Annotated in this window: 1 protein-coding gene (running past one end of the window); it reads right to left on the bottom strand. The window is 71.6% G+C overall.

From position 1 onward, the window contains the following. Window positions 1-28: 28 nt before the first annotated feature. Window positions 29-15,020 carry the 3' end of a hypothetical protein gene (locus tag IU450_RS15600; RefSeq protein ID WP_195150520.1) on the bottom strand. It continues 20,573 nt past the right edge of the window, so the window shows 14,992 of its 35,565 coding nt (coding positions 20,574-35,565); its start codon lies beyond the right edge, outside the window; its stop codon occupies window positions 29-31.

Below are 15,020 nucleotides of genomic sequence, written 5' to 3'. Positions count from 1 at the left end.
GATTACTCGTTCGCATAGTCGGCTCGGATCATCCGGCGAAGATCTCGGTGCGCCGCACGGGATCGGCGACCACGGCCCGGACCAGTGCACCGATGTCCATCTCCTCCGGCACCGAGCGATAGGTCAGCTCGCAGAAGACGGCACCGTCGACGAGCACCGCGAACCGGGTGGTCCGCCACCCGACGGTGCCCCATTCGACGCTGACGGGCCCGGCGAGGTCGACCGTGCGGTCGCCGACTCGCAGGGTGAGCGCGCCGCCGTGTCGGTAGAACACCACCGGCACCCCACCGAGTTCACCGTAGACGCCGCTGGGCGGCCCCGCCTCCGACGGGTTGGCACGCAGCGCGCCGGTCATCGGGTCGAACTCGGCGGGCACACCGAAGCCTGCGAACGGACGAACGAAGAGAGTCTGCCCGGGATCCCGGCCCCGCTGCCCGTTCCCGTTCGGACCGCGGTGGTCGGTGCGTCGACCGTTGCCCGTCGGTGGGGGCAATGGCGGCGGGATCGGAGGGGGCACGGGCATGCCCGGCGGGACCGTGCCGTCGGGGTGGCCCCGGCCGTCCGGGTAACCCGGCCAACCCGGTGGGGGCGGTGGGTACGAAGGTGCGGGCGGTCCCGGAGTTGGCGCCGACGGATACGAGGGCGGGGTCGACGGGTACGGCGGCAGTGGCCCCGGAGGCGTGGGCGGGTACCACGGCGTGGGCTCGCCAGGTGTCGGAGGGCCGGGCGGCACCGGAGGCGTCGGCGGAGCCGGCGGAACCGGAGGCTGCGGCGGCTGCGGAGGCGTCGGCGGAACCGGAGGCTGCGGCGGCTGCGGAGGCGTCGGCGGAACCGGAGGCTGCGGCGGGACCGGAGACACCGGAGGCTGCGGCGGGACCGGAGACACCGGAGGCTGCGGTGGGTCCGGCGGCACTGGCGGCACCGGCGGGTCCGGCGGCACCGGAGGCGTCGGCGGAACCGGAGGCGTCGGCGGCACCGGCGGCACCGGAGGCACCGGCGGCACCGGCGGCACCGGCGGCACCGGCGGATCCGGAGGCACCGGCGGCTGCGGCGGATCCGGAGGCTGCGGGGGATTCGGCGGCTGCGAGGGTTGTGGCTGCGGCGGCGGGACGGGCCACGGCTCCACCTCGTTGTGGAACGGTCCCGGCATCTCGAACTCGTAGTCCTTCGGTGGATGCGGAATGTGCGAGCGCAACGCCCAATTCGGTGGCATGCGACGGGAACGCGTGCGGCCCGAAGCCGACGGATCCTCGGGCGGCTCCGAATCATCGTCGCGGTTCGAACGGGCACCACCCGACGACTCCTCGTCACCGTCGCGATTTGCCCGAGCACCGCTGTTCGACGAATCCTCGCCACCGTCACCCTCTGGACGCGGCGTCTCCCCATTCCTGTCCGCACCACCGCGAGCCGCCCGCGACCCGGGCTCCCCCTCCTGCGGAGAACGATGCGTGGAGTGCTCGCGATCGGCCTCGCGCACCGCTTCCTCGGCCTGGGCCAGCTCGTCCTCAGCATCGAACACACGCCGAGCAGACCGCTCCAACTCCGCAACCCGGTCCTGCCACGGCCCCTGCTCATCCACCCGCATCGTCCGCGAACGCAAACCGTCCAGCCCATCGTCCAACACATCCCGCGCCAGATCCTCATCGTTCACCGGCAATCCACGCCGGGTCTCCGCGAGATCTGCCTGGGCATCGGCCAATTCGCGCGCAGCCGCATCCCGTTCAGCGGATAGAAGCGCACGCTCCGCATCCGCCTCGGCACGCGCGAACTCCTCGGCCGCACGCGCCGGTTCTTGTGCTCGGTTATTCAGGAGCTGGTCGGCTTCCCGTGCGGCCTGCGCGAGGGCGTCATCCAGCCGAGCTACTTCATCCTCGGCATCGAACACGCGCCTGGCGGCGCGCTCGAGTCCGGCGAGCCGCTCCTGCCACGACTGCTGCTCATCGACCCGCATGGTGCGTCCACGCAACTCGTCCAGCGCGTCATCCAACGCATCCCGCGTCAGATCCTCGTCATTCAAAGGCAACCCACGTCGAGTATCCGCAAGATCTGCCTGCGCATCGGCCAATTCGCGCGCAGCCGCATCCCGCTCCGCGGTCAGGCGCGCACGCTCCGCATCCGCCTCGGCAGGCGCGGGCTGTTCGGCTGAACGTGCCGGTTCTTGTGCGTGGTCGTTCGAGGGTTGGGCGGCTTCCCCGGTGGCCTGTGCGAGGGCGTCATCCAGCCGAGCTACTTCATCCTCGGCATCGAACACGCGCCTGGCGGCGCGCTCGAGTCCGGCGAGCCGCTCCTGCCACGACTGCTGCTCATCGACCCGCATCGTGCGTCCACGCAGGGCATCGAGCGCATCGTCCAACACATCCCGCGTCAGATCCTCGTCGTTCACCGGCAGACCATGGCGAGCGTCCGCGAGATCTGCCCGCGCGTTCGCCAACTGTTGTGCTGCCGCAGCCCGTTGGGCGGACAGGCGTTCCAGTTCGGCTTCGGCGTCGGCACGTGCCGATTCGTGGGCCGCTGCCTGCGAGGCAGGCGAATCCGGCTCTCGGGTTCGATCGTTCGAGGGCGGATCGGCGGCTCGGGCGACCTGATCGAGGGCGTCGTCCAATCGAGCCAATTCCGTAGCGGCGTCGAAGACGCGGCGCGCGGCGCGTTCCAACTCCGCAACCCGGTTCTGCCACGGACCCTGCTCATCCACTCGCATCGTGCGCCCGCGCAGACCATCGAGCGCATCGTCCAACGCGTCCCGCGTCAGGTCCTCGTCGTTCACCGGCAGACCACGGCGAGCGTCCGCGAGGTCTGCCCGCGCGTTCGTCACTTCGCGTGCTGCCGCGTCGCGTTGGGCGGACAGTCGCTCCAGGTCGGCGCGGGCGGCGCGTTGGACGAGGTCGGTGAGGGTTGCGATGTCCTCGGCGCGCTGGACGACTTCCGCGCGCAGCTCGGCCTGGACCTCGGCCAGCTGTGCGGGGGTCAGTCGCTCGTTCTGGTCGAGTTTGCCGTCGCGGTAGACCTCGTAGACCTCGGCCCACCGTTCGGGGCTCGCGTCGGTGAGGTCCACGCCCACCAGGCGCGCGAAGTCGCGGCTGGCCCCACGGTCCGGGCCGGGCGGGATGTCGGTGTCGCCGTCGAGCATGCCGAGGCGGCCGGGGGCCTCGGTGAGGTGGGCGACATCGCCGATGACGTCCAGTAGATGCCGAACGGCTTTGTCGTGCACCGGGAATTCGATATCCGACACGCGCGGATCGATCGCCCGATCGCCGTGTGCGTCCGGATCGAACACGTCGGCCGCGGCAAGAGCGTCCGCATAGTCGGTGAGCGCGTCGACCAGGTTCGGGTGCAGGTTCGGCCGCTGTGACAGATTGGCGATCACCTCGCCCAGCTGGGCGATGCCGGTGATCCGCACCGTTCCCGGCAGGGCGTCGAGGCGCCGGACCAAACGGTCGTCGGCGGCGGCGATCGCGTCCGGGTCCATGCCACGCAACAGCTTCGCGTACTTGATCAGCGCCTCGGCCCGCTGCTGACGCAGCGCGTTGCGGGTGTCCGGATCCGCGATCGTCTCGGCGAGACGCCGCGGTGTCATCTCCCCGGCCTCCAGGCCGAGCCGGTGCGCCAGCAGATTTCGCGTGTCGCCGACCTGGTGGTAGGTGTCGATATCCCATGCGGTGCGCGCGTAGTCGATGATCGCCTCGATCTGGCCCGCGCGGATCGCGTTCTCGTCGCGCAGCGCCGTGAGCCGTTCGGCGAGCAGCTCCGGGGAACCCAGCTCGGCTTCGGTGATGCCTAGGCGCGCGGCGAACTCGTCGATGGCGGTGCCGATCTGTTCCCGCGACAACGATTCCGGCGCCTCGGCGGGGAGCGCGTCGGAGTCCACCGGAGCGTCGGGCACGACGCGCCAGCCGTCGCCGTCGTTCACCACCGTCGCCTCCAGCCTGCGTCCCTCGACCGCACCGGTGAAGTGACGCACCTGGGTAGCCCCGCCGTCGACGATCGCTATCCGTTCCGGAGTGAAACCGCCCTCGGGAAGCGGACGCCCCGGCTGCACGTCGCTGATCAGGTAGTGGACCTCGACGAAGCCCTCGTTCACGGCCTCGGCGAGGCGGGGGTGCTCCGCGAGCGCGTCGGCGATGACCCGGTCGTGGTCGAGCCTGCCGTCCACGACCACCAACCGCATCGGCTCGCCGGGGACCAAGCCGATCCCGGTGCCGTCCTCGAGCAGTACACCGCCCTGCGCGAGCGCCCACTCCCGTCCGGCCGTATCGCCGATCAGGCCGGTGAGCTCGTCCACCGCGGCGTCGGCCGACAAGAACTCCTCGGCGTCGGCGAGGAAGCCGGTCAGGCCGCGCGCGTGCTCGCGGATGCGGTCCATCTCCTCGGCGAGCGCGTCCGCCAGCTGATTCGGGTCGAGCACATGCAGGTCGGCGCCGAGCAGCTGCGCCCACACGGAGCGCTCGTCCATGATCTGGTCGCGGCGCAGCGCGTTCTCGAAGAACGCGCGCAAACCCTGGTCCTGTCCCGGCTGGTCGGTGTCGTAGAGGTCGCCCCACTCGCGGCTCGGCTCGCCACCGTTGTTGACGCCCTCCCAGTTCAGCAGGGTGGGATTGCCGCCGAACGCGCGCACGACCTCACCGAGGAACCGGTTCATCGGGTTGGCGTCGAAGAAGCCGATCTCCTCGCTGTAGGGGATCCGTTCGTGTTCGGCGTTGTACCGGCGGGACGCCTCGGCGAGGCCGGTGAGCGCACCGATCCGGCGGACCTGCTGATACCGCAGCAGATCGACGGCCCGGCGGACGTTCTCGGCGTTCGGTTCGCCGAGGTCGACGCCGAGAGCGTCGGCCGCGGCCGCCAGGGCGTCGGCCAGTTCCTGGCGCCGGACCGATGCCTCGGACAGCTCGTGCAGCCAGTCCGCGAGCTCACCGGTGCTGGCGGGCAGCTCTTCGCCGGGCCGCGGCGACTGATCCGTTGTGGCGTCGGATGTCTCGCCGTCGGTCAGTTCCGGCCTGGTCTCCGGCGCCGCGAGCGCACGGGCGGCGTCTGCGGCCTGTCGCTTCAGATCCTCGAGTTCGACACCGAGTTCCCGGCGCACCAACTCCGGATCGGCCTCCTCCAGCCAGTACCGGTACTCCTCGCCCTCGCGGGTGGTCGGTGTGCCGTACTCGGCGGCCCGGCTTTCGACCCGGGAGGTCAGGCGCTTCAGCAGCGGGATGAGTTCCCGCTTCCGCCACATGGTGACGGTTTCCTTGAGGATGCGGGCCGGGTTGAACTTGGTCTGCAGCACGTCGTATTCGTCGCCCGGGGTGGGTGTCGGATCGTAGTGCTTGGTGAGCGGCAGGCCCGCTTCGTGGCCGAGCAGCGACTGGCCCGCGCTGTCGACGCCGGAGCCGGACGGGTACTTCGGGTTCTGTCCACGGAATCCGGCCTTCAACGCCTCCCAAAGGCGACGCAGCCGCGACATCGGCCGCTCCGGTTGCCGCGGTGCGGGCACGTTGGTGTCCGCAGGCTCGGGCGCGTCGAGACGTTCGGGTATCTCGACCCGCCAACCGTCGTTCTCGTCGGCGACCAGCCGCGCGGGCACCCGTTCGTCATCGACCTCGAGGGTGTAGCGGCGGGTCTCGCCCGGCTCGGGCGGCTCGGCGCCGGTCTGGCTGCGCGCCGCTCGGGCGGCGTCGGCGAGGTCTGCGATGGCTTGCGCGTCGAGACGCACCGCGGTACGGGCCCGCGCCACCGTCGCGTCCGGTTCGCGGTCGAGGTCGGCGGGATCGATGCGGAGCCGCCGCGCCCAGGTGTCGCGGGTCGCCGTCGCCTGTGCGCGCAGGTCGGGGTGAACCGTGTCGCGGGCCCGCTCGGTCGCCGCGGCCAGCGCCTCGACCACGCCCGCCCGCAACAGGTTCCGGTAACGCAGGTCGGCGATGGTCGAGCCGAGGTTCTCCGGCGAAAGATCGTCCTCGTCGAGGGCGAAGCGGCGCGCGAGCCGGTCGCGAGTCTGGTCGATGGGTTCGGGGCGCGGGGCGCGGGATGCTTGCGCCTCTCCCGAACGGGCCGACCCTTCGGACGCATGCCGCGTCTGTCCCGATTCCAGTTCTCGGCCCGGATCATTCGACTCGGCTGGCCGGGTGGGCTGTGGGAGGGCATCCAGCCGGGCTACTTCGTCCTCGGCATCGAACACACGCCGAGCGGCCTGCTCCAGCTCCGTGAGCCGCTCCTGCCAGAGGCCCTGCTCGTCCACCCGCATCGTCCGCGAACGCAGAGCATCGAGCGCGTCATCCAACGCATCCCGCGTCAGATCCTCATCGTTCACCGGCAGACCGCGCCGCGCCTCCGCGAGAGCGGCCTGCGCATCGGCCAATTCGCGCGCAGCCGCGTCCCGCTGAGCGGACGGATGTGCAGACTCGCCACTGCGAGCCTCCGCACGGCCGGTCTGCGTGTCCGCCAACTCTTCCGACGCCGCAGCCCGCTCCGCAGACGGGCGTTGCGGCTCGGCAGGAGCCGGGTCGGTGGAAGCGGCCCGGCCGGCGGGATCGGTGGGGGGAAGGGAACGGGGGCCGGTGGGAGCCGTGGGCAGTTGCGGTGGACGCGGCTCCTCGATCGGCAGGCCCGCGCGGCGCAGGTCGTCGCGGACTTCGCGCAAGCCTTCCTCGGGCGCCTCGGCCAGCCAGAACTGTTCGTCGCCGTAGCGTTCGTCGCTGGTGAGGGGCTCGAAGTCGTCCGGGTAGCGCATGCGAGGGCCGTCGGCGTCATCGAGGAACCCTCGCGCTCTGGCGAGTTCGGCGAGTTCGGCCAGGGCCGCCAGCGGATCGCGCAGCACAGTGAACGTCTCGTCGAGATCCAGCGCCTCGGCCAGCAGGCGGACGTGCTCGACCTCGGCCTCGGTAAGCGGACCGGTCTCGCGCTGGTTGGGCCAATCGCGCTGTTCCCTCAGGAACTCGACCACATCGCGCACGGGATTCCCAGTGCGGGGCCCTTCCGGGCGACCGCCGGTAGGCGGCTCCGCGTTCGCGGGCGGAGTCGGCGGCCCGGACGGAGGGTTGCCCCCCGCGTCGCCTTCGGCCCGCGGGTCCGACGACTCACCCGCTGCCGCATCCGCCTGGTCGGCCGAGCGCTCCCGCTCAGTACCGGCCTCGGCGGGCGCCGAGACCCCGGCGTCAGCATCTGCCACCTGCGAAACCGTCTCTGCACCACGGTCCTTCGAGGACGACCCGGCACCTTCGGCAACTCGAGCGGGATCGACGTCGGCCGCACGCGCAACCGATTCTCGTACAACGTCGTTCGAGGGCGCTTCGACGGCTCGCGTGTCCTGCGCGACGGCGTGATCCAGCCGCGCGAGCGCGTCCTCCGCGGCGAACACCCGCCGGGCGGCGCGCTCGAGCTCCGCGAGTCGGTCCTGCCAGGGCTGTTGCTCGTCAACCCGCATCGTGCGCGAGCGCAGAGCATCGAGCACGTCATCCAACGCATCGCGCGCCAGATCCTCGTCATTCACCGGCAAACCACGCCGAGCCTCCGCCAGACCGGCCTGCGCATCGGCCAATTCGCGTGCAACCGCATCCCGCTGAGCAGACGGGCGTTCCGGCTCGCCATGCCGAGCATCCGCAAAGCCCGTCCGCGCGTCCGCCAACTCCCCCGACGCCGCATCCCGCCGAGCGGAAGGCCGCGCAGGCTCGGCGTCGGTACGCGCTGGTCGTTCGGCCGCGCGGTCAGCTGCGCGCGAAGTCGGATCGCTGCCGCGCGTGGCACTTCCCGTGACGGGTTCGCCGGGCTGCGATGGCAGCTGCGCGTTCGGGTCCAGCGGGTCGGCGGTGGATGCGTCGAGTTCGCGTTCGAGTTCGGCGAGGCGGTCCGTGGCGCGGCGGTGGATCTCGTCCAGCTCGGCCAGCAGGCGCGCGTGCAGTTCGTCCAGTGCCCGCGCCTCGGGGGAGGTGTGCGTGGCGGCGTCCTGCCCGGCGGCCAGCTGGTCGAGTCGGGCGACGGCGGCGTCGAAGCGCTGATCGAGGTCCGCCGCGATCCCGTCGAGCTGGGCGAGCGTGTCACGGAGCAGATCATCGAACCGCTGGTCGGTGCGGCGGGCCGCGTCGTCGAACTCCTCGCGGATGCGCTCGAGCGCCGCGTCGGCCGAGTCCTCCGGGCTCGCGTCGGTGAGCGATTCGAGCGGCGTCTCGCTATCGGCGAGCGCACCTGGGTCCATATCCAGCTGCGCGGACAGATCGTCGAACCGCTGCGCTATCGCGTCTTCGAGATCGGCGAGACGGTCGAGGGCGCGCTGCCGGCTCCGGTCCAGATCCGCACTCGCCCGGCGCAACAGATCATCGAGCTGCTGGTCGATTCGACGGTGCAGCGCGTCGAGTTCGGCGAGCATTCGGTGCGCATCGTCGCGCGCGGACGGAGACGGTGCCGACTCGACCGGCGAATGGGACTGCGCCCCTGGCTGTTCGGCTTCGCGCTGCTCGTCTTCCGTACGCGCAGCGGTTTGCGAGTCCGGCGCACGGTTACCGGTCACGTCCCGACGCGCGCCGCTGGGCCCCAGGCCCGATTCACCCTCCGGAGGCACGACCCGAGACTCCTCCGGCACGGCTAGCTCGCCGTCACCCGGCTCGTCGGGCTCGTCGGGCTCACCCTGACGCGCGGTGGGGGGTGGATCCTCCGGAGGCTTCTGCGCACCACCGCCGACGCTCGGCACATCCCGCTCACCGTCGCCGGACTCATCCTGACGCGCGATGGTCGACGGATCCCCCGGAGGCTTCCGCACACCACCGTCTGCGTTCGGCACACCCCGCTCACCGTCGCCGGACTCATCCTGACGCGCGATGGTCGACGGATCCCCCGGAGGCTTCCGCACACCACCGTCTGCGTTCGGCACACCCCGCTCACCGTCGTCGGACTCATCCTGACGCGCTGCGGCCCACGGACCCTCCGGAAGCTGCTGTACACCGGGGTCGGCGCTCGGCCCCGGACCCTCGACCTCGTCCTGCGAACTCGGCTGCTCCCCGGTGGGCAGGCGGCGGTCGGCGCCACCGGTCGGTCCCTGGGGCCGTGGGGGCGTCGCTCCCGAGGCGCCCGGCGCGGGCGGTAGGTAGCCCGGGTTCGGCGGGAGGGGAGCCGGAGCGTATGGGATGCCCGCGCGCCATCCGGTCAGCGGCGGGCGGTCGGCGTCCCAGTGGAAGCCGAGCGCGATCGCGTGGGCGTTGGCCTGCTGCCAGCTCGCGCCGGGGTTGGCGGCGAGGAATCGGGCCTCGGCGAGCATGTCGCCGAGCAGCACGAAGTCCTGCGGCAGCGGTGCGCCGTCGATCAGGCGGTTCCACGCCTCGGCGACATCGGCGAGGCGATCCATCCGGGTGTGCACGTACCGGCCGTGCGGGTCGGCGTGGTCGCGCACCCGATGCTCGTCGACCATCAGGTGGTTCTTGATCCGCGCCAGCTCCTCGCGCGTGAACGTCGGCACGTCGACGCGCATGTGCTCGGCCAGCGCGGCCGCGATCCGGTCGGGATCGCGGCCGCTCGCCAGCAATTCGCGAATGTCTTCGACGGTGTCGCGGACGGCGTCGGGATCGTCGGCGGCGAACCGGTCCGCGAGTTGACCCGCGACCCGGTCGATTTCGTCGTGAATGCGCCTCAGCTGGGCGTCGACGTCGCCGAGCGGGTCGACGCCGGGCTGCCGCTGGACCAACTGCCGCGCGACGATGTCCACCACCTCGCGTGCGCGGGCGTCCTGCTCGGCGCGCCGATGACGTTCGATGCCCTCGGCGATCCCGTCGAGATCGGTGTCGTCGGCCAGGAAACGCTGGTATTCCGCGTTCGCCCAGTCCTGGACCCGCTGCCAGGCCGCGATGTCGCGGTCCCATTCGCGCTGCACGCCCTCCGGGATGTCGACCCGGTCGCCCGGCGGCACATGATCTGCGGCGTTCCACGGCCGATGCATCGGCTGAATATTGCGCTGCGGTGGGGCGAACCACGCATAGTTGCGGAAGACCGTACCGAACGGCGGCAGGTGCTGCAGCCACGGCCGCGCCTGCACCCACTCCCCGATCTCCGGATGACGCTGGATCCACGCCTTCACCGCCGGATGCTTGGGCACCTGCGCCGCCATCAGCAGCAGGCGCACCACGTTGTAGGAATCCGCGCCCCAGTGCTGGCTGAACAGATCGTTGGGGTCCACACCCGACGTGTCGTATTGCGAAGGCGCCTGTGGCATGTGCACCGGCAGGGTGCTCTCCGGGACTTTGCCCGGCGGTACGTCGTCGGTCGGCAGGGTGATGTCGTTGACGACGTCCTCCATCGCCCACCCGCTGACGCCGTCCGGCGGATCCTTCGGCGTGAACTTCTTGGGCAGCTCGCTGCGGTCGCGCCCGAACTCCCAGTCCGGACGGGTCGGGTCGACGTGGTGCCGGACGCCGTCGGCGTCGCGCCAGGAGGTGATGTCCAGGCGGCGGCCGCCGATCCATCCGGTGCTCAACCGTTCGATCTCGGGCGGATCCATCTCCTCGACCCGCACGTTGTCCTCGCGGTCGGCGAGCACCCGCCGGTATTCGACGGTGGTCTCCGGTCGCACGATCGCCTGCGCCACATCGGAGTTGCGGCGCAAGGCGTCGGCCAGCGCGGCGTCGTGATCGGCTCGCGGAGCGGCCGGGTCGGGGCGGGGACCGAACACGATGACGCGTGGTCGCTCGCCGTCGACGATGCCGACCCGGTCGGTCACCATCCGGCCTCCGCCGCGCTCGACGAGGTCGCGGTACGCGCCCGCGACCTTCGCCATGTCGTCCTGAATGCGGCCGATCGCGTTGTGCGCGGTATTCACCTCCCGCGCGACGGCGTCGAGTGCGTCGATGTCGCGGCGGCGAGCGGCGGCCTCGTCGTCGGAGAGTGTTCCGTCCGAGAGTCCGTCGCGGACCGCAGCGCGCAGGTCGGCCACGGTCCGGTCCAGCCGGTCCGGCTCACTGGCGGCCTGATCGACCCGGCCCTCCGGATCCAGCAGGCCGAGGCGGGCGGCGAGGTCGTCGCGCTGGTGGCGCAGCGGCTTGACCTCGCGCAGCGCGTCCGCTCGCTGCTGGGCAAGCTCTTCCAACGCGTCGATCACGTCCTGCGGACGGGATCGTTCGACTCCCACGCCTGCCCTGCGCAACTCATCGATCTGCCGGTCGACCTGGCCGATCTGCTCATCGAGCTGGTTGACCTTCTCGGCCGCCGCCGCGAGTTTCTCGATCACCCGCCTGCGATGCTCGAGTTCCAGCGGCTCCGGCGCGACCCGGTCGGTGTGCGGCGCGTCGTCGAGGCCGCCGATATCGTCGATCGTCCGGACGTTCGCGGCTTCGTACAGCTGGAGGACGGTGGCCTCCAGCTGATCCCCGCGCAGGGCCGAGTCGTCCAGAGAGACGTTGTCACCCCAGAAGTCGCAGCGCGCGGCCCGATCGTCGCGCTTGGCCCGCCAGAACTCGCGTTCGCGGGTCAGCTTCTGACGCTGCTGCACGAGCCGGTCGTATTCGCCCAGCGGGGTGGTGGACAGCTCCAGGTTCGCCACTTCCGTCTCGAGCCGGGCGACTTCGGCGTCGACGTCGGCGAAGTCCCGCGCGGCCTGTTCCAGCGCGTCGATCCGGGCGAGCCGTTCCGGCATCTCGGTGACCGGCATGGTCCGGCCGCGCAGGTCCTCCAGCGTCCGGTCCAGGCCGTCCGGCCCGGGGCGCAGGGTCGCCCAGTCGTCGGCGTCGTCGATCGGGAGCCGCCCGGCGAGGTCGTCGCGCTGCCGACGCAATTCGTCCCGGCGGGCCTGCGCCTGCTCGAGTTCCGCTGCGAGCCGGTCGTATTCCGCCCGGATCTCGGGGGACATCCGGTCCCGCGCGTCTTCGGACCCATCAGTGTCGCCGGTCCGCGACTCGTCAGCCGTGCGCTGCGATGTACCCGGTTCCGGGGTGTCGGCGGCCGATGGCGCGAGGTCGAACCCCTCGACGTCACCGGTCCGCGACTCGTCCGCGTTGCGCGGTGGTGTGCCGAATTCCGGATTGGCGGGCGAATCGGCCGATGGCGCAGAGTCGGTCCGTGTCGTGGACGCCGAGTCCGTTGTGCCCGCGCCCGAATCGTGCTGTGGCGTGGTCCCGATCGGCGTGTACAACCTGCGCAACCACTGCGCCCGGTCCTCCGCCATCCGGGCGTTCCATTCCGCCTGTTGCGCGTGGAGTTCGGCCCACGGATCGTCGCGGTCGGCGTCGGCGGCCCGCCGCAACCGATCCGCTTCGGCGGCGGCGGTCCATGCCTCGTGCCGCGCCTGCTCCAGTCGCAGCCAGGCCGCGCGGTCGGCGGCCATCCGGGCATTCCATTCCGCCTGTTCGGCGCGCAATCGTGCCCACCGGTCATCCGGGCGGCCGTCGGCCAGCTCACGCAGCCAGGCGGCGTGGTCGGCGGCCATGTCCGCTTCCCAGTCGGCCTGTTCGATCCGCATCTGGAAGTACCAGTCCGACCGCGGGCCCGGATCGTCGCCGGGTTCGTCGGCCGAAGCTGCTGTGGTGGGCGGCTTTTCGGCACCGCCGTCGCCGGAAGCGGGTTGTGCGGTGTCGGCGCCGCCCGGCTCGGCCGGGACATCGGCCCGCTGCCCGCTCGCCGTGTGGTCCGGCTCGGCGGTCCCGGAATCGGTCGAGTCCGCGCGGGGGGCGATCGGCACGAGCCTGATGGTGCCGTCCGCGTCGACCCGCAATTCGCGCGGCCGGGCGCCCCGATCGAGCGCCTCCGCCACCTCCGGATACCGGGCCGCGGCATCGGTCAGCGCGCGAGCGGGATCCGTACCGCCGAGGTTCACCACCAGCACCATCGGGGGCTCCCCCGCGAGGATGCCGACGCGATCGGTGATCGGCCGGGCATCGGCGCGCAGCAGCGCGTCTCGTTCCAGGGCGGTCGCCATCGCCCGGTCCAGCCGCTCGACGCGCTCCTCGGCTCTGGCCAGCCGGTCCGGATCGCCCGCCGCTCGGGCGGCATCGCGTTCGCGCACCGCGGCCCGATTCTGCGCGGCCAGCCGGTCCAGCACCGCCTGCCGCCGGTCGGCCTCGGCACGGCGGCCTTCGTCGGGATCGGGCGGACGCGGCGGATCGAATTGCGGTGGATTCCGGTCGGTTCCGCCCGCATCGATCGCGCGCGCGGCATCGTCCTGGCCGTTGCGCGACCCGAAGGACAGCCGATCGGCCACTCGCCGCAGTGGTCCCCGGGGTTCGCGCCGGATCAGATCCGCCCCGCCGTCGTCGAGCAGCCGGGTGATCCGCTTGACCAGTTTCTTCTCGCTGGTGTCGGACATGCCGTGGAACAGCATGGCCAGCGCGTCGTCGAGGCTGCCGTCGCCGTTCGGGGCGGGCACCCGCCATCCGCCGTTGCCATCGGCTTCCAGCACGATGCCGAACGAATAATCCGCGAGGTCGATCGTTCCCAGCGTGGTCCGCGGCCAGGACACGCCCCGTCCGCTGCCGCCCAGCGGCACCTGCCTGGTGGCCATCCGGTGCGCCACCACCGCCGGATGCGGTTCGCCGACCTCCGGTTCGGTGCGGAAGTTCTTCAGTGCGTCGTGCCGCAACGTGCCCTTGTTCTGCCTGCCCTCGTAGGCCTCGCTCCCGGCGACCTCCCGCTCGTCCTTCTTGGTGTAGAACATCTCCGGACCGAGCTGGCGCAGCCAGGCCTCGAAGCCGAGATCGGTCTGCCGGGCCACCCGGTAGCGCAGATACTGAGCCAGGAACTGTTTCATCGTCTCGTGGCGGTCCGGCGCACGATATGGTCCCTCCGCTTCGCGCGAGGAGAGCCAGCGGGCGGGTGCGTCGGCCTCGCCGGGCGAGACCGCCAGGTACTCCAGGCGATGGGTGCCGCTCCACAGCACGTCGGCGTATGCCGAATTGCGCACGGACAGTTCGCGCAACGCGTCGATGTGCCCGCCTCGCTCCGCCGCGACGACCAGCCGACGCCCGCCCCGCTCGCCGGACAACAGCGCGATGCGTTCGGTCAGGCGGACGCCGGTGGGATCGCGGTCGAGCAGGGCGTTGATCGCGCGCCGCGCCGCCGCCGCGTCGGAGACCTCGGCGGCGGCGACCCGGGCGGGCGCCGCCGGATCGTCGGCCATCGGGAACGGCTGGTACTCCTCATGGTTGTCCGCCGCGGAGCGGGCCACTTCCATGACGATCTCGGCCTCGGGCAGACCGACCTTGTCCACGTATTTGCGCAGAGCCGCCAGCCCGGCGTCCATCGCGCGCCGCTCGGGCGGCACGCCGTCATCGGCGTTCGACGCCTTCCGGTATGCCCGGTCGTAAGCCTGGGTGTAGGCGGTCTCGGCGGGTCCGACCGGAACGAAACGGCCCGAATCCCGCAGCACGCGCAGGGTTTCGAGTTCCACCGCGAAATCACCGGTGCGCATGCGCCGCAGCTCGGGCGAGTCCGCCTTGTTCGAGTTGGGAGCGTGCTCCAGGTCGGCGGCGGTGAACCCGTTGGCGCGGTCCCATTCCCGGGCGTAGTGGGTGGCGTAGTCGACGCCGTCGATCAGCGGCCCCTGTTCGACCAGCGCGGCACGCACATCCCGCACCGCGGCCCGGAACGCCGCGGCGTCGAGCATCGGCGGCCGGACCGAGGAGTTGCCGCGATAGGCACGCGCGGCGATCTTGCGTGCTTTCTTGCGCGCCTCGTCGAATGTCCGGCGCAGCCGGTCGTCGTGCTCGGTGGTGCGTGCCTCGTCCGCGGTGAGGTCGTCCGCGCTGATCTCGTACCGCTGGCGCATCTCGCGCACCCGGGCGAACTCGAAGGCCCTGGCGTGCGCCTCGGCCTGGCGGTCGAGCATGGTGCCGATGTACTCGTCCCGCGACATGGTGAGCCGATCGAGCAGCCCGGCGCCGGCGCGCGCCTGCTCGGCCATCGCTGCCGCGTGGACGATCGCCTCGGCAAGTTCGATCGTCGACGCGTTCTGGTGCAGCACAATGACATCAGCCGACGGGACGTACCCGGCGTCGGACCGCAGCACCTGTCTGCCGTCCCGCGCGGTCGGTTGGTCGTCGAACGTGAACCGGAGATCGACGCCGAGCCGGTCG

The organism is Nocardia abscessus, from assembly GCF_015477775.1.
In the GTDB taxonomy this organism is placed as follows: domain Bacteria; phylum Actinomycetota; class Actinomycetes; order Mycobacteriales; family Mycobacteriaceae; genus Nocardia; species Nocardia abscessus_A.
Note: the sequence above shows the minus strand (reverse complement) of the source record. Positions and strands in the feature narration are given on the sequence as shown.